The following is a 16,019-nucleotide window of genomic DNA, read 5'->3' on the forward strand; positions in this document are numbered from 1 at the left end:
TTCGTGAATATTGTGATTATTTTAGCTTCGCTATTTAAATTTAATGCAAAAATTGTGCCAATTTAGTTTTAAACTATTTTTTTGATTAAAATGGATACAATTTAGGTTTTGTTTTTAGGATTAGTTATTTTTTTTGTAATTGGTTGTAAATTGAGTTAGCAATTCCAAAGCTTTGGGATTGTGCTATTTGTTTTGCTCTTTGTTCGTAAAGCATGTCTTCAAAAATTTCTTCTACTTGGCCTCCGTTTAGCAAATTTTGATCTTTGTTAAGGGTTTTTTTCATACTTTCAAGCATTTGCTTGATAAAGATGGCTTCAAACTCTAAAGAAGCTTTTCTAAGTTCGTAATTTTTTTGAGAAGACTTTTTTATTTCGGTAGGATTTTTGAAATTATTTACCTTATTTCTCTGATTTTTAAATTTTAGATTTTGCAAATTAATTTTAGCTTCCATCAACTTCCTCCAAGATAAGTTCCCCGTTTAATTTATTGATTTTTTGTGCAGCTTGAATTATTTTAATTAATTCTTTATGGCTAAGATTATTGGAATTTTTCAATATAAATTCGTTTAATTTCATTGAGTTTATTTGAATTGTTATTTTGTTATTACTATTTGTAATATCTTGATTGTCTTTTTCAATAGAGAATGTAAATGCTCCTATTTCTGCATTTTCACTTGCTAGGATAATGCTATTTTTTTTGTCTATTAATATCTTGGGAGTAGTTTCTACTTCAATATTCTCAATCTCTTCTAATAAGTTTATATCTTTTGCTTCTATTTCTATTGTGTTATTTGATTTAATTGTGTTGTTGATTTTCCTAAAGGTCAACATTTTATTAATTTTATTTATTAACGTATAATTTCCTTTTTTAAGAATTATATTATAATTGTAGTTGATATTTTGATTTTCATTTATTATTACACTATCTAGAATGTATCCAGATCCTTTTAATTTGTTATTGCCTTGTATAATTCCTGATGCAATTGCTATTATTTCTCCCTCTTTATTTTTAAGATTTGTATGTAAAAGCATTCCATTTGTTAAATCTTTAGAGTCTAATATTGAGGCAATGGAAGCTTTATGTTTTGAGCCTTTGACCGCATTACCTTTTACTTGAAGGCTGACATTTACCAGTGCAATGTTTTTACTTTCCATTGTATTAAAGTGTGTTTCACCTATTATATTATTTTCTTCTAAAATTTTATTTATAAAGTCTTTTTGCTTTAGAGAGTCTCCTTTTCCAGCAAGACCTGCTACTATTCCAATGCCTGTTAAGGAGTTTGTGCTTGTGGGGCAAATATCTGCAATTTCTTTTAATTTTACGATTTCAGACAGTTTGTCGTTAAACAGTTGCTTTCTTTCTAAAATTGTTGAAGTTTGGTTTGTTTGGGCTAGTAGATTTATTGCAATTAACGTTAACATTAGTCTGTTCATTCTTTTCCTATTTATTTTATCCCTTAATATCTATTATTTTATATCAATTATTTTAATTAATGAAACTTTTTTGGCAAATTAGTAATTAATTCTTGATTTGTTGAATATTGTCTGTATTAAGGTTGATTAAAATTAATAATTTTCAGATTGAGAAAGCTAAAGTAAATTATTATTCTTTTTGCACTTTATTTAGTCTTATCTCTTCATTTTTGATTGTGTTGCGTATAACTTTATATTTACTATTGTTTAATTCATTTAGACTTAGAACATCATTTATTCTATTTGTATTTACTTTGTATTTAAAGTAGATGTTGTATTCATTAAGGATTTCGTTTTTTTTTAGATTTTCTTTTGCAAATACAATCGGTTCGATTATATCAATGTACATATTAATGTAATTATGTCTTTTGTAACTTTCAAAGGTTTTTGCATAATAAACCAAAGTTTTTTGAATTGGTATGTTTTTATATGATTTGCTGCTTTTTACTTTAAATTTTATTTTTTTAAAAAATTTATCTTCTATGTTTATTTCAGATTCATCAAAATTGAATTGAAGTATATAAATATTCTCATTTGATAAATTTTGTGTGATGTAATAAATCATTTCAAAAATTATTGATTTTTTCTTTAAATGTGGAGGGATATATATTTTTGTTAAACTGTGATTGTTACATATCTTAGAATATCTTTTTGAAAAGAAATATGCTTTACTAGGTTTAATATTAAAGCATAAATCATGCTCACCGCTTAAAATTGAGCTTGTTGTAAAAAATAAAATAAAAATAAATAATCTTTTTTTTATTTTATTGCCTTTTTAAATTATTTGCGATTCCCAGCATATTGTCAGAAGTTTGAATAGCCTTTGAGTTTATCTCATAAGCTCTTTGAGCTACTATCATTGTTACCATTTCTTCAGCAATAGATACGTTTGACATTTCAAGAATACCTTGTCGTAGTCTTCCCATACCTTTGCTTCCTGGTATTCCCACGATTTCTTCGCCTGATCCGGCTGTTTCTTTAAATAAATTGCTTCCAATAGCACTTAGTCCTGCAGGATTGACGAATCTTGATATTTCAATTTGTCCAAGCTCTATTGGTTCGTTGCTGCTATCAATTTTTACAGACACTATTCCTTGTTCAGATATTGTAATTGAATTTTGTATATATTCTTCTGGGAAGAGTATATTGGGCAACAATTTGTAGCCTTGGCTTGTTACAAGCTCTTGGTTAGAATCGATTTTAAATGATCCGTCTCTAGTATATGCATAAGTACCATCAGGTAGAAGAATCTTATAAAATCCGTCTCCTTCAATAGCAATATCAGTGAGTAAATTGGTAGATTGCATTTTCCCTTGTTCAAATATTCTGTGAGTAGCGGCGATTTTTGTTCCATGACCGATTTGATTTCCAAGTGGCCTTAAAGTGTCTTCGGTTGCGGGAGTTCCTGCTCTATTTTGGGTTTGGTAAATCAAATCCTCAAATTCTGCTCGTATTTTTTTAAATCCTGTAGTATTTACATTTGAAAGATTATTGGCAATTGTGTCTACATTGTATTGTTGTGCAGTCATTCCGCTTGCTGCTGTCCATAATGCTCTCATCATAAGATATGCTCCTTAATATTTTCCAATTTCATTTATTAATTTTCCCAAGAGACTGTCTTCAGTTTGTATTGTTTTTTGATTAGCTTCGTAAGCTCTGTTTATTTCAATCATTAAAACCATTTCTTTAATAGCATTGACATTCGAAGCCTCAAGCGTTTCTGTTTCTATTTTAGGCCTTAATGATAAATCAATTTCTTGTGCTTTTCCGGATGTTTTTGTATCAACCCATAAAGAATTTCCCTGTTTTTTAAGAAATCTGGGTTTTTCAAAATTTACAACTCTGATAGTATCAAGCAGTTCGTAGTTTTCCCAAGAATTTTCATACTCACTAACAAGTCTTTTTGGGTTTGATTCAAAGTTTGAATTGTGGAATATTTGTCCTTGGGATGTTATTTTAAAATTATTTTTTTTAAGATATATATATCCCTTTTCTCCAAGAACGGGGAATCCGCTTTTTGTAACAAGTATTCCCTCTTTTCCAATAGTAAAAGAGCCGTTTCTTGTATATCTTTCTCCATCTGGAGTTTTTATTACAAAAAATCCTTGATCAGTGAGCGCTAAGTCTAATGGGTTGCCAGTAGTTTTTAATGGCCCTTGTTTAAATAGTGTATATATTTCATTTTCCTCAACTCCTGTGCCTAGTTTGCCTACAATAGGAGCTGTTTCAAGATGGCCTTTAGGAAATTTATAAAGCCCATCATCATTTAGCCTTCTTATTAACATTTCTGGAAATGCTTTTTGAATAGATAAATCTTTTTTATATCCAACAAGATCTATGTTTGCCAAATTGTTCGACACTACGTCAAGCTTACGCCTTTCTGCCATCATTCCGCTGGCAGCTGTATAAATTCCTCTTACCACGGTTAAATCCTTAAAGACAATTAACTCTATTAATATTAGCATTAATTGTCTTATATAACAATTAATTGGTTTATTGTTTTCATTTATTTTTATGTTTTTTGTCCGGTCTTTCATCTTAATAATTAAAATTATAAAATAAGTTGTATAATTGTATTTGTGTCTATTTTTTAACTTGCTTTTTTTAAAAGAGTAAGTTAAAAACCAATTAGAATTTATTAATTTTAAGGAGAATTGATGGATAGAGTTTTTCCAAAGTTATTTCTTTTTTTTTGTTTTTCAGTGTTTTTGTTTTCAAATTCAGAAGATTTAAATAGAAAGGAAATTGCTGATAAGGCTGAAAATCTGAATTCTGAAGATGAAGTTTTAGGATATTGGGTTGGTTATGATGATGTGAGTAACATAAAAAATTCTATTATTTATGTTTATAAATATAATGATGAAGTTTATGGTCGAATTTTAACTGTAATAAAAGATGGCAAAAAATATGATACTCAAAATCCTTCAGGAGATACTGTTGTTGGGTTTGAAGAGCTTGGAATAGAGGGCCTTGATTTTATGTGGGGCCTTAAGTATTCTTCTGATTCTAAAAAGTGGAATAGAGGCAAAATAATAGATCCTAAAAATGGTAAAATTTATAATTCTGAAATGAGTATTGATAGTAAAACTGGAAATCTTGTCACCAGAGGGAAAGTTTGGATTTTTGGCAGAAGTAAAGTTTGGACAAGAGCTAAGGTTGATGAAATGCCAAAAGTAGACTTAAACAATCTTGTGCCAATGCCTCCTGTAAAAAAATAAAGGCGTCTTTTGGTCTTGCTATTTTGGAAATAATATATATATATTGGGATAAGTAAATTATGAAAAATAAAACAGAGTATTACGATCAATTTATTGCTAAAGTGCCTAATTTCCCTAAAAAGGGTATTCTTTTTTATGATATCACTAGTGTTTTATTAAAGCCTGAAGTATATACCTCATTAATAAATGAGGTATATACTTTTTATAATTTTAAAAAGATTGATTGTATTGCGGTTGTTGAATCTAGAGGATATTTGATAGGTGCGCCCTTATCTTTAAAAATGCAACTTCCTCTTGTTTTGATTCGAAAAGAAGGTAAATTGCCCAGAGAGGTTTTTAGCGAAAAGTATGAGCTTGAATATGGATTTGGAAGAATAGAGGTGCACAAAGATGATGTTGGAATATATTCCAACATTCTTTTAATAGATGATATATTAGCTACCGGTGGAACTTTGAAGTCGTCTGCAATTTTGCTAGAGAGGGCTGGAGGCAGGGTTAAAGATATTTTTTGCTTTATTGAGCTTTGTGGGATTAATGGGAGGCATGCTCTTAAAAACTATGAGGTTAATTCTCTTGTAAGGTATGATTAATTTAACGCTTGACTTTTCTTTTTTATTAAATTTACAATGTTTAGTTGAGGTAATGTAATGTATGCATTAGTAGAAATAAATGGTAAGCAGTATAAGGCTATTGAAGGCGAATTTTTAAAAATAGATAAAATTTCTTCTATTGAAAATGAAAAGTTGGAATTTAATAGTGTGATGCTTGTTAATAAAAATGGGGAGATTAAAATAGGAAAGCCTTATGTTTTGAATTCTCTTGTTAGATGCACCTATAAAGAAGATAAGAAAGATAAAAAGGTTGTTTCTTACAGATATAGAAGAAGAAAGTCAAGTGAGAGAAAAGTTGGACACAGGCAAACTTATTCTTATGTTTTAGTTGACGAAATAGTTTTTTAAGTTTATTGATTAATGTTTTAGTTAAATTGCAAGATAATGTAATTATTTATCTTTTAGCGAATGGTCATGCTATGAGCAAAAGTAATGTTAATGTTGTCTGCTCTTCTTTCTCTTTTATTTTGAGAACCTTTTTCAGTGTTCTTGATCTTGAGGGCGAGACTTTTGTTGTAAAAAATTCAAAAAAAGGCCATTTGGAATTTAGGTCTTTTTTTAAGGATTTGAGTAAAAAAAGTCTTTTTTATTATAGTAAATTTTTAATTAGGGGTATAAATGATTTATGCTTTGAGTATCCTAATGATATTAAATTAGTTTTGGAGGAAAATTAATGGCAACAAGTAAAAGTGGCGGTAGTTCGAAAAATGGACGAGATTCTGTATCTAAGCGTCTTGGAGTTAAAAGAAGTGGTGGTCAGCTTGTTAAAGCTGGGGAAATAATTGTCAGACAAAGAGGTACAAAATTCCATAAGGGTAAAAATGTAGGTCTTGGAAGAGATTATACAATATTTGCGCTTTCATCTGGTAAGGTAGAGTTTAAAACCTTGAAAGGACGAAAATATGTAAATATTGTTTAGTTTCAATTGAAGCATTGGAGCGAATTTGTATAACTTTAAGGACTCTGTAAGTATAACAGTGGTTTCAGGTAATGGCGGTCCTGGGTGTATTTCTTTTTTGCGAGAAAAGTTTAATGCGAGGGGTGGTCCAAATGGTGGGAATGGCGGAAGTGGTGGAAGTGTAATTTTCAAAGTAAGAGAAAATCTTCGCACGTTATCTTTTTATAAAAATGGTCATACGCTTTGTGCTGAAAATGGTAAGCCGGGAATGGGTGCTAAGAGAAGTGGAGCTAATGGTAAAGATTTGATTCTTTTTGTTCCTCCAAATACAGATATTTATGATAAGAATGATGGAACTTTTTTGTGTAGACTTAAAAATTCAAGTGACGAGTTTGTTATTTTAAAAGGTGGCAGGGGTGGTCTTGGTAATTGGAATTTTAAAACTTCAGTTAGAAGAACTCCAAGGTTTGCTCAACCTGGAGAGTTGGGCAAAAGCTTGAATATACGTCTTGATCTTTTTTTAATGGCAGATATTGGGCTTGTTGGTCTTCCTAATGCTGGTAAATCTTCTCTTATTAATAGAATAACTTCTGCGAAATCTAAGGTTGCAAGTTATCCTTTTACAACAAAGATTCCCCATCTTGGTATACTTAGATACTCTTATGATGATCTAATCGTTGCAGATATTCCAGGGATAATTAAAGGTGCTAGTTTTGGGGTAGGTCTTGGGACCAAATTTTTAAAACACATCTCTAAAACTAAAATTTTAGCTTTAGTAATCGATATTTCTGAGGCAAATTTTTTGGAATCATATAACATTCTCTTAAATGAATTGAAATCTTACAGCCATAAGCTTTTTAATAAAAAAAAAATTATTATTGCTAATAAGCTTGATTTAGATAAGTCTGGGGAAAATTTTAACTGCTTAATAAAAGCTTTGAGGAAAGAAAAGATTGTCGGTATTTCTATTTATGAGAATAGGGGGATTGATGAGCTTATTAGAGAGTTTTTTATTTTGGCTAAAACCTTTTAATAAAATTTATATTTATTGTGATCTTTTTATTTGAAATTTGGTTTTTAGATTCCAAATTTATTTGATTTTAGGAAAAATAATTCATGAGAATTGCAATATTAGGTGGCACTTATAATCCAGTTCATATTGGACACATTTTTTTGGCTAAAGAGTTGGAGTGTTTATTAAATGTCGATAGGGTAATATTTGTTCCCACTTGTAATCCAGCTCATAAATTTATTGAGGAAGGTGTTAGTGTTAAAAATAGAATAGATATGCTCAATCTGGCATTAGAGAATGAAAATAAAATGTTCATAGATGATTGCGATATAATAAATGGTGGCATCACTTATACTGTTGATACTATCTCTTGTGTGAAAAAAAAATATAAAAGCGATAAGCTTTTTTTGGTTATTGGCGATGATCTTTTTCAAAATTTTGGCTTATGGAAAGAGCCCCAAAGAATTGCAAGTTCTGTTGATATTGTTGTTGCTCACAGAATCTACAAAGAGAGGCTAAAAAGTTCTTTTAAGCATATTTATGTGGATAATAAAATAATTCCGATTTCTTCATCAGAGATTAGAAATAGAATTGCAAATGGATTGCCCGTTAGTTATTTAATGCCTTTTAGTGTGTTAAAATACATTAAAGATAATAATTTATATGTTAAAAAGGTAAATATTTGAGAAAAGATTTAATTTTTTTAATTTTAATTGTTTTAATAATAACAAGTGTAATAATTTTTTTTATTAAAAGCTCTAAAAAAGAGCTGGTTTATTTTGAGCTTAATACAAAAAGCAATATTAGTTTTTTGTTTTTAGTAGAAGATCTTAATAAAAGTCTTGTAAGCATGCAAGAAATTTTTATTAATATAAAAACAGGAAATATTGGGTTTTTGGATATTCCAATTCATACTGGATATGAAGATTTAAAGGGTAATATATCTTGGTTTAAAGATCTTTATAAAAAAAATTCTTTTCATAAGTTTTTATCTAAAATTTATACTCAATTATCGCATGAATCAGATTATTATATTCGCTTTCAAAAAGAAAATTTTGTTAAACTTATTGATTATTTAGGGGGAATTAAACTTCTTGTTAAAAATCCAGTAAAAGTTTATAATTTTGAAAATTCTATTTTAATACCCTCTGGCACCTCCAATTTTGATGGTGATAAAGCTTATGATTATTTAAGATATTTTAACGATGTTAATCAGTTTGAAGAGAGAGGCGAGTTTTTTAAAGAGTTCTTTAAAAAACTTTTATTTCAAATTTCAGACCTTGGTATTGAAAATGACATTTTTTTTAAAATGTATTCCATGTTGGATACTAACCTTTCAGAAGTTGTTTTTAAGTATATTATTAAAAATTATAAAATAAATAATGATAAAATTATTTCTATTAATATTAAAGGACAAGAAGAGATTTTTAAAGATAATGATAATAATTTGATCAAGGTAGTTTTTCCTTATTATGGAGGGGCTATTTTAAAAGAATCGGTGGATAAATTGAATAAAGAGTTGGTCAATGAAGGCTCAGAAGAGATAGTAAAGATTATTGTTTTAAATGGAACTAAAGTTGCTGGGCTTGCAAAAAAAACAGCAAATATTTTTAATTCTTTAAAATTTAAAGTTTTAAAATTTGGTAATGCAGATAATAATTCTTATAAAAATACTTTAGTTATAAATAATTCAGACAATTTAGAAATGGCTGTTAGAGTTGGAGAGGCAATTAAAACCGCAAATATTAAGCCAATTTCTGAAGTTCAAAGTAAAAGATTGTCAGAACTTGACAATCTTGATATTAGTCCCGATGTAATAATTGTTTTAGGAGATGATTTTGATGGGAGATATGTTAAAAGTAAGTGATATTAGTGCTTTATGCAAAATAATAAGTGATTTTAATGGAATTAATGTTTTAGGTATTAATGTTGGTGATATTTGTAATTGGACTGATTTTTTTATAATAGCTGCTTTTTCATCATTTAAGCAGATGGAGGCTTTATATACTGATAAGATAGTCAAATTTTTCAAAGAAAAAAAAATTAATCTTAGTGTTCAAGGAAAAGGGTTGGTTTATGATTGGACTGTTGTTTCAGGTGGAAATTTGGTGATTCATTTAATGAGTGAAAAATCTAGAGAATATTATGAACTTGAAAAAATATGGTCCAAAGGAATTATTATTTATCCTTAATTATTGTTTAATTAAAAAAACTAAAAATATCATAAAAATATGTTTACAAAAAATAGAAAATATTTTAGATTTAAGTTATGTACTTTTTGCGGGAGGCTTATAAGTGGATATTACAGATATAAGGATTAAGAAAGTTGAAAGTAAAAATTCTGGATCTAAATTATTAGCATATGTTGCAGTTACTTTTGATAATTGCTTAGTTCTTCACAATATTAGAGTTATTAAAGGGCAAAAGGGAGTATTTATTGCTATGCCTAATAGAAGGACTAGAGTTGGCGAGTATAAAGATATTGTACATCCCATTAGTCAAGATTTTAGAAAAATTTTGCAAACTTCTATTTTTAAAGAATACGTAAGAGAAAATCCAGCTGATCTTGAGCTTGAATTAGATTTTTAGATAATTATTGACAAAGTATGTTGTATCTTGTATGCTTGTCAATTGTAAGTATTGAGATATTTGGGACGTCGACAAGCGGTAAGTCAACTGGTTTTGGTCCAGTCATTCGAGGGTTCGAATCCTTCCGTCCCAGTATTTTGTATTAGGAGTTTTTTGGTGGAAAATAGTAGGATTTTGAGTTGCGAATATAGATCAAATTTTGGGTCTTCTAATGCTCGAAGAATAAGAGCTAAATCTGAAATACCAGCCGTTGTTTACGGGCAAGGCAATGACGTTTCACACTTGAGAATTAAGAGTAGTGAGTTTAATAAGAAATTTGCAAAGTTTACAGATAATACTGTTTTAATACTAGATGATGGCAAGATGGAAAGATGTGTTTTTGTTAAAGATGTTTCTGAGAATATTACTAGCAAGCTCATTTATCACATTGATTTTTATGAAGTAGATAGAGGTGTTGAACTTGAAAGATATGTTCCTATCAAGCTTATTGGAGCTTCTGTTGGGGTTAAAGAGGGTGGAGTTTTGACTGTTTTGAAAGAACAAGTTAAGATAAAATCTTTACCTTTAGATTTGCCAGAATTCATAGAACTTGATTTAACTCCTGTTAAAAAAGGAGATAGCGTTCTTCTTAAAGATCTTGTGTTGTCTTCTAATGTTAAGCTTGCAGAAAATGATGAGAATTTGGAAGTTGTTCTTATAAAGTAATCTTATGGGGTTGTTGATACTTGGACTAGGAAACCCTGGATTAGAATTTTCTTTAACTAGGCATAATGTTGGCTTTTCTCTTTTAGATAAAATTGTTTCTAAGAATAGCCTTTTTTTTAAGAGAAAAAAAAAATATGAGTATTCAGAATTAAGATTGGGTTTTAGGAGAGTGGTTTTGGTTAAGCCGTTGACTTATATGAATCTAAGTGGATCTTTATTCCCTTCAATTTTTTCAGATTTTTATATGTGCATAAAAAATTTATTAGTGGTTCTTGACAATGTTGATCTTCCTTTGGGAAAATGCAGGCTTAAAGCGCGTGGTGGCATGTCTACTCATAATGGTCTTAAATCAATTTCAAGTGTTCTTGGAAATTCAAATTACAGTAGGCTTTATATTGGTGTTGGAAGCAATGTTATGTTCGATATAAAGAAGTTTGTTCTTTCTAAATTTTGCAAGGATGAGATAGATAGACTTGAAAAATTGTATGACTTTTTAAGTGACGAATTAATTGATATTAGCGAAGCAAATTTTAAAAATAAGGTTCAAAAAATTAATTCTAGTAATTTTTAATGTATTTTTTAGATGATAATATACAAATTAAAATAGATAAATTTTATAAAAAAAATTCTTTAAATAAAAGTCGGGTTGTTGTTGCTTTTTCTGGGGGGGCTGATTCTACAACTTTGTTATTGAATTTAAAACATTATTTGAATAACAATGTTATTGCATTTTATTTTGCTCATTTTATTAGATCTGCTGATGAGCAAAATCAGGAGATAGAACATGTAAACAGGTTTTGCAGTCTTTATGATATTGCTTTACAAATTAAAAATTGTGATATAGATATAAAAAGTGAGTCAGTTAGATTGAGGATGTCTATTGAAGAACTTGCAAGAAGGCATAGATATAATGCCTTAGAGAATGCTCTTAAAGAAAATGATGCAAGTTATATTGCACTTGCTCATAACGAGAATGATCAGTTTGAAACAATAATCATGAGATTTTTTCAAGGATCTTTTTTAGATGGTCTTGCAGGTATTCCTAGTGTCAATAAAAACATCATAAGGCCTTTGCTTGAAGTTTCAAGGCAAGAAATTGAGAATTTTTTATCTTTGAATAATGTCAAATTTTTTATTGATAGTACAAATGTTCAAAATTTATATCTAAGGAATAAAGTTAGAAATAATTTGCTACCTTCTGTAAAAAAGATTTTTAAAGGATATGAGAAATGTCTTAGAAGAATATCTGAGTTTTCAAAAGAATTTGCAGATTATTTTGAAAAAGATGAATTTTTTCCTGTTGAGAAAGGCAAATACTATTATTCTTTTGATTTGAAAACTTTTTTGGATTTTCCCAAGTATTTGGTTTTTAGGTTAATTTTTAAGATTTTAAATTCAGAAGGAATTATAGCTAAAGTTTCCTATAAGGCCCTTAATGAACTTTTTAAAGTAGAGATTGATAAAAAGAAAAACAATGTTTTGCTAAAAACCAATGAATTTTTTTTAGAAAAAAGGCATAATAAGATTAATTTAATTTTTAAAAGAGACGAAGAATTTTACAAGCCTTTTGATTTTATTTTAGAAGTTGGCAAATGGTATAGTTTATCTTTAGGCAAGATTTTGCTAAAATGTTTAGAGTGCAATGCAGCTTCTGTATCAAAATTAAAATGTTGTTCTTATAAGTTTAGATATAAATTTTTTAAGGATAAGCTGAAAGCAAAAAAATTTTTTTCTAAGTTTATAAGGTGTAATCCGATTTATTTAATGTTATTGGCATTAGATGACCGGTTAGTTGGAATTATTGATTTAAATACTTTAAACTTAGTATGGAGTGAAAAAAGCATTCTTAAAAAAATTAGTATATCTTTGATTGGAGGGCTTTTAAAGGAATGAATGGCAATAATAATGTGAATAATAATGGAAAATCTAATAACAAAAAGAAGAATAAAAATTGGATTTTAGGGATTGTTGTTATTTTTTTAATTTCGGCAATATTTATGTCATATTTTATAAGAGGAGGGGAAAGCTATAAGAATGTTCCTTATAGCACTTTTCAGAGTTATTTGGACAATGGTTTAGTTGAGTCTGTGGTAATAATTGATAAAAACCTGATTCAATTTGTTGTTAAGGGTTCTAACTTTGCAAAATCTTATTTTTCTACCAGTATTCCTTATCTTGATATAAATCTGCTTGCAGATCTAAAAAGTAAAAAAGTTGAGCTTAGTTCCGGTAAAAGTCAAGCTTCTTTAATTGGAGTGTTATTACAAACTTTGCCATGGATTTTATTTTTTGTTTTCTTTTTCTTTATATTTCGTCAAACTCAAGGTGGCGGTGGAAAGGTTTTTACATTTGGAAAAAGCAATGCTCAAAAATATGAAGCTGGAAAGAATAAAATTACCTTTAAAGATGTGGCTGGTCAAAAAGAGGTTAAACAAGAGCTTTACGAAGTTGTTGAATTTCTTAAAAATCCTAAAAAATTTGAAAAAATAGGCGCAAAAATTCCTAAAGGAGTGCTTTTGGTTGGTTCTCCGGGCACTGGCAAGACTTTGCTTGCAAAGGCTGTTGCTGGTGAGGCTGGTGTTAGTTTTTTCCATATGTCAGGGTCAGATTTTGTTGAAATGTTTGTTGGAGTTGGAGCAAGCCGTGTTAGAGATTTATTTGATAATGCCAGGAAAAATTCTCCTTGTATTATTTTTATTGATGAGCTTGATGCTGTTGGTCGAAGTCGTGGTGCAGGACTTGGCGGTGGTCATGATGAAAGAGAGCAAACTCTTAATCAGTTATTGGTTGAGATGGATGGATTTGGAACGCATACCAATGTAATTGTTATGGCTGCTACAAATCGTCCAGATGTTCTTGATTCTGCTTTGCTTAGGCCAGGACGATTTGATAGACAAGTAACAGTTTCTTTGCCTGATATTAAGGAAAGAGAAGCAATACTCAATATTCATTCTTCAAAAACAAAGCTTTCAAAAGATATCAATTTGCAAGTAATAGCAAGAGCTACTCCTGGAGCTAGTGGCGCTGATCTTGCAAATTTGATTAATGAAGGAGCTTTAATAGCTGCAAGGAATAATCAAGATGAAATTTTAATGAAGGATATGGAAGAAGCCAGAGATAAAATATTGATGGGAGTTGCAAAAAAATCTATGACTATTACTGATAGACAAAAGCTTGAGACTGCTTACCATGAGGCGGGTCATGCTCTTCTTCATTATTATCTTGAACATGCTGATCCACTTCATAAGGTTACCATTATTCCAAGAGGCAGAGCACTTGGTGTTGCATTTTCGCTTCCAAGGGAAGATAGGCTTTCAATAAACAAACATCAAATTCTTGATAAAATAAAGATATGTTATGGTGGTTATGCTAGTGAGCAAATAAATTTGGGAGTTACAACAGCCGGTGTTCAAAATGATTTAATGCAAGCTACTAGTTTGGCTAAAAAAATGGTTACGGAGTGGGGAATGGGTGAAGAAGTTGGGCCAATATTTTTAGTAGATGATGAAGCGCCTATTTTCCTTCCAAAAGAGTTTTCAAAGGCTAAGGCTTATTCTGAAAATACTGCTGATAAAGTTGATAGAGAGGTAAAAAGGATACTTGAGGAATGTTTAAAAGAGGCTTCAGATATCCTTGTAAAGCATAAAGATCAGCTTGTTAAACTTGCAAAAGAACTTGTTTTAAAGGAAACTTTGACAGACAAAGAGGTGAGAGAACTTTTAGGTTTTGAAGTTATTGAAGATGGATGTGATCTATTTACAGCAGAGTCTATTGTAAAAGAAGCAAAGGGAGAAGATACAAAAGCTTAAGGTAAGTTTATGTTTTATTTAAAGATGGTTTTCATTCTTTTTATTTCTATAAACTTAGATGCAGCTTTAATCGAAGAAGATGAAGATATTTCAAATATTCTTTTCAATGAGTCTAAAAATTTTTCCAATGTTAAAAAATGGAATGATTTAATTTATGGATCTCTTGATTTCAATTTGCTGGCTTCAGACTCTCTTTATGAGCTTGCATTAAAAGAGAATATTGCTTTAATGGATAGGATTTATTTGTTAAAAGAGGCAATTAAAATTAATAACTTTAAAGCAACAACTCTTAAAGACATATATGCCTCTTATTTTTCATTGCTATTAAGGCAAAATGAAAATAAGAATATGTATGAAGAAATTATTACTTTGTATAGTAACTTAAATGAAGAATTGCAAATAGATAAAGATTTAATTTGCATGAGACTTGAGGCTTCTGGAAGACTTGAAAGTTTTGGAGATGATTTTAAAGAAATTTTGTTAAAAGCTTTTTCCTTGTATGGCAATGATTTTTTATTTTTTAAGTGGTTTTTAAAAGAGGATAGATTTTTCTTTAGTATTTTTAATACTATTAAATCAAAAGAAGATTTTTTCTTTACAGCCGAAAATATTAATTATATATTTAGAAATTCAGATTTTAATTATGATAATTCTGTGTCTTTATTTTCTTTCCTTAAGGACAAAATTAAAGAATATAATGGGATTCATGGTATTTATTTTTTAAAATACAAGCTTTTAGATCCCGATGAGGCTTATAGGGTTTTTAAAAAGCATCCTCCCAAGACAATAAATGAATATAAACTTTTTTATGATCTTTTAGAGGATCCTGATATGAAGAGTAAATTTTTAGAAGATTTTAAGAGATTGTCAGGGATTTATTGTATTGATAATAAAAATAATATTGCCATACTCAAAGATGGAGTTTTGGTAGGTGTTTTTTCAGGAATGGTGGATTCTGTAAACGAATTTAATTTAAACAGCAAATATTTTAATCAAGTTTATTTTAAAGACAAGTCCCCAGTTTATTATGAGAATAGTTTGCTTGGTTATAAAATAAATTATTCTGTTTATCCTTACGTTGATATGATTGAATTTCAGTATTCTGAGCGAAGGGATGTTTATACCTTTGCTTTGCATACTTTTAAGTATAATCTTTTTAATAATTTAGGCTACGATTTTAATAGTGTTGGAATCAGAGAGTTATTTTTGATTAACATTAAGGATTTTTTTCTACCTACTGCTTTAAATTTATTTTTTGGGAAAGTTTCTGTTTTAGATGTTAGATCAAGTTTGATAAGCAAAAAAATTTATTTTGGGTCTAATTTAGTAGAGGTTAAAAATTATGTGGTTGGAAGTTTGGTTTCAATTTATAGAAAAGTTAATGGTTCTAAAAAATTTAATTATATTGAAATTTATGAGAAGGATAAATTAAAAATAAAGAAAGCTTTGGTTGATGATGATTATTTTGAAAGTTACCAAATCTTTGAATGATGACTTTAAGATCAATTTTATAAGTTTAATTTTCTTGGGGTTTCAATTTTTGGCATAGTTGGATTTTCTTTTTATGTAAATCTTTTTGCAATAACAATTTTTGGCATTTAAAAGAGAAAATAAAGCATATTAATCTTTTAAAGTGTTTGGAAACAATATTGGATGAAATTAATTTGAATATCAATTATTAATTTTGGTGGTTTTAATATTAATG

20 protein-coding genes and 1 tRNA gene are annotated in these 16,019 nt (G+C 28.9%); 16 read left to right on the forward strand and 5 right to left on the reverse strand.

The genetic code is table 11. From position 1 onward, the window contains the following. Positions 1-124: 124 nt before the first annotated feature. The 5 genes from OY14_03865 to OY14_03885 form a co-directional block, all read right to left on the reverse strand. Entirely contained in the window at positions 125-451 is a 327-nt protein-coding gene (locus OY14_03865) for a muramidase (protein ID AJA90547.1), read from the reverse strand. Next, a complete protein-coding gene (flgI, locus tag OY14_03870; GenBank protein ID AJA90548.1) occupies positions 441-1,433 on the reverse strand; it encodes a flagellar basal body P-ring biosynthesis protein FlgA in 993 nt (330 codons plus the stop codon). Before flgI ends, OY14_03865 begins: the two co-directional genes overlap by 11 nt. 169 nt (positions 1,434-1,602) lie before the next feature. Beyond that, positions 1,603-2,037, reverse strand: coding sequence for a hypothetical protein (locus tag OY14_03875; protein AJA90549.1), 435 nt, complete (start codon positions 2,035-2,037; stop codon positions 1,603-1,605). Between the two features lie 199 nt (positions 2,038-2,236). After that, entirely contained in the window at positions 2,237-3,034 is a 798-nt protein-coding gene (gene flgG, locus OY14_03880; protein ID AJA90550.1) for a flagellar basal body rod protein FlgG, read from the reverse strand. 12 nt (positions 3,035-3,046) lie between these two features. Further along, positions 3,047-3,895, reverse strand: coding sequence for a flagellar basal body rod protein FlgC (locus tag OY14_03885; GenBank protein ID AJA90551.1), 849 nt, complete (start codon positions 3,893-3,895; stop codon positions 3,047-3,049). A gap of 234 nt (positions 3,896-4,129) precedes the next feature. Between OY14_03885 and OY14_03890 the strand changes: the two genes are divergently transcribed. From OY14_03890 to OY14_03965, 16 genes are all read left to right on the forward strand, one after another. Further along, a complete protein-coding gene (locus OY14_03890) occupies positions 4,130-4,690 on the forward strand; it encodes a hypothetical protein (protein ID AJA90552.1) in 561 nt (186 codons plus the stop codon). 59 nt (positions 4,691-4,749) lie between these two features. Further along, complete coding sequence (locus tag OY14_03895; protein ID AJA90553.1) at positions 4,750-5,280, forward strand: adenine phosphoribosyltransferase; 531 nt, start codon at positions 4,750-4,752, stop codon at positions 5,278-5,280. Between the two features lie 57 nt (positions 5,281-5,337). Next, positions 5,338-5,649 (forward strand): 50S ribosomal protein L21, encoded by a 312-nt coding sequence (locus OY14_03900; protein ID AJA90554.1) that lies wholly within the window; start codon positions 5,338-5,340, stop codon positions 5,647-5,649. Between the two features lie 5 nt (positions 5,650-5,654). Next, positions 5,655-5,975, forward strand: coding sequence for a hypothetical protein (locus tag OY14_03905; GenBank protein ID AJA90555.1), 321 nt, complete (start codon positions 5,655-5,657; stop codon positions 5,973-5,975). After that, entirely contained in the window at positions 5,975-6,220 is a 246-nt protein-coding gene (locus OY14_03910) for a 50S ribosomal protein L27 (protein AJA90556.1), read from the forward strand. The genes OY14_03905 and OY14_03910 overlap by 1 nt, the downstream gene beginning before the upstream one ends. A gap of 25 nt (positions 6,221-6,245) precedes the next feature. Beyond that, positions 6,246-7,232 carry a GTPase CgtA gene (locus OY14_03915; GenBank protein ID AJA90557.1) on the forward strand — a complete coding sequence of 329 codons (987 nt, stop codon included), beginning with the start codon at positions 6,246-6,248 and terminating at the stop codon, positions 7,230-7,232. Positions 7,233-7,315: 83 nt separating this feature from the next. Further along, positions 7,316-7,897 carry a nicotinic acid mononucleotide adenylyltransferase gene (gene nadD / locus OY14_03920; GenBank protein AJA90558.1) on the forward strand — a complete coding sequence of 194 codons (582 nt, stop codon included), beginning with the start codon at positions 7,316-7,318 and terminating at the stop codon, positions 7,895-7,897. Beyond that, the gene (locus tag OY14_03925; protein AJA90559.1) at positions 7,894-9,078 is read left to right on the forward strand and encodes a hypothetical protein; all 1,185 of its coding nucleotides are present in this window, start codon (positions 7,894-7,896) and stop codon (positions 9,076-9,078) included. The genes nadD and OY14_03925 overlap by 4 nt, the downstream gene beginning before the upstream one ends. Then, positions 9,053-9,403 carry a ribosome-associated protein IOJAP gene (locus OY14_03930; protein AJA90560.1) on the forward strand — a complete coding sequence of 117 codons (351 nt, stop codon included), beginning with the start codon at positions 9,053-9,055 and terminating at the stop codon, positions 9,401-9,403. Before OY14_03925 ends, OY14_03930 begins: the two co-directional genes overlap by 26 nt. A 103-nt stretch (positions 9,404-9,506) precedes the next feature. Then, positions 9,507-9,800, forward strand: coding sequence for a regulatory protein SpoVG (locus OY14_03935; GenBank protein AJA90561.1), 294 nt, complete (start codon positions 9,507-9,509; stop codon positions 9,798-9,800). Between the two features lie 61 nt (positions 9,801-9,861). Further along, positions 9,862-9,933, forward strand: a tRNA-Gln gene (locus OY14_03940). A gap of 23 nt (positions 9,934-9,956) precedes the next feature. Then, positions 9,957-10,505 (forward strand): 50S ribosomal protein L25, encoded by a 549-nt coding sequence (locus OY14_03945; protein ID AJA90562.1) that lies wholly within the window; start codon positions 9,957-9,959, stop codon positions 10,503-10,505. Between the two features lie 4 nt (positions 10,506-10,509). Then, on the forward strand, positions 10,510-11,076 hold the full coding sequence (locus OY14_03950; protein AJA90563.1) for a peptidyl-tRNA hydrolase: 567 nt from the start codon (positions 10,510-10,512) through the stop codon (positions 11,074-11,076). After that, entirely contained in the window at positions 11,076-12,398 is a 1,323-nt protein-coding gene (locus tag OY14_03955; GenBank protein AJA90564.1) for a tRNA(Ile)-lysidine synthetase, read from the forward strand. Before OY14_03950 ends, OY14_03955 begins: the two co-directional genes overlap by 1 nt. Then, on the forward strand, positions 12,395-14,314 hold the full coding sequence (locus OY14_03960; protein ID AJA90565.1) for a cell division protein FtsH: 1,920 nt from the start codon (positions 12,395-12,397) through the stop codon (positions 14,312-14,314). The genes OY14_03955 and OY14_03960 overlap by 4 nt, the downstream gene beginning before the upstream one ends. A gap of 9 nt (positions 14,315-14,323) precedes the next feature. After that, positions 14,324-15,805 (forward strand): hypothetical protein, encoded by a 1,482-nt coding sequence (locus OY14_03965; protein ID AJA90566.1) that lies wholly within the window; start codon positions 14,324-14,326, stop codon positions 15,803-15,805. Positions 15,806-16,019: the final 214 nt, after the last annotated feature.

It is taken from the genome of Borreliella chilensis (genome assembly GCA_000808095.1).
Classification (GTDB): Bacteria; Spirochaetota; Spirochaetia; order Borreliales; family Borreliaceae; genus Borreliella; species Borreliella chilensis.

What these genes read in the sequence shown, in the direction of transcription:
- OY14_03950 (AJA90563.1), top strand. Translation starts at nt 10,510, where the DNA reads ATGGGGTTGTTGATACTTGGACTAGGAAACCCTGGATTAGAATTTTCT.
- OY14_03900 (AJA90554.1), top strand. Translation starts at nt 5,338, where the DNA reads ATGTATGCATTAGTAGAAATAAATGGTAAGCAGTATAAGGCTATTGAA.
- OY14_03895 (AJA90553.1), top strand. Translation starts at nt 4,750, where the DNA reads ATGAAAAATAAAACAGAGTATTACGATCAATTTATTGCTAAAGTGCCT.
- OY14_03890 (AJA90552.1), top strand. Translation starts at nt 4,130, where the DNA reads ATGGATAGAGTTTTTCCAAAGTTATTTCTTTTTTTTTGTTTTTCAGTG.
- OY14_03875 (AJA90549.1), bottom strand. Translation starts at nt 2,037, where the DNA reads ATGATTTATTACATCACACAAAATTTATCAAATGAGAATATTTATATA.
- OY14_03910 (AJA90556.1), top strand. Translation starts at nt 5,975, where the DNA reads ATGGCAACAAGTAAAAGTGGCGGTAGTTCGAAAAATGGACGAGATTCT.
- nadD (AJA90558.1), top strand. Translation starts at nt 7,316, where the DNA reads ATGAGAATTGCAATATTAGGTGGCACTTATAATCCAGTTCATATTGGA.
- OY14_03955 (AJA90564.1), top strand. Translation starts at nt 11,076, where the DNA reads ATGTATTTTTTAGATGATAATATACAAATTAAAATAGATAAATTTTAT.
- OY14_03965 (AJA90566.1), top strand. Translation starts at nt 14,324, where the DNA reads ATGTTTTATTTAAAGATGGTTTTCATTCTTTTTATTTCTATAAACTTA.
- OY14_03930 (AJA90560.1), top strand. Translation starts at nt 9,053, where the DNA reads ATGGGAGATATGTTAAAAGTAAGTGATATTAGTGCTTTATGCAAAATA.
- flgG (AJA90550.1), bottom strand. Translation starts at nt 3,034, where the DNA reads ATGATGAGAGCATTATGGACAGCAGCAAGCGGAATGACTGCACAACAA.
- OY14_03960 (AJA90565.1), top strand. Translation starts at nt 12,395, where the DNA reads ATGAATGGCAATAATAATGTGAATAATAATGGAAAATCTAATAACAAA.
- OY14_03865 (AJA90547.1), bottom strand. Translation starts at nt 451, where the DNA reads ATGGAAGCTAAAATTAATTTGCAAAATCTAAAATTTAAAAATCAGAGA.
- flgI (AJA90548.1), bottom strand. Translation starts at nt 1,433, where the DNA reads ATGAACAGACTAATGTTAACGTTAATTGCAATAAATCTACTAGCCCAA.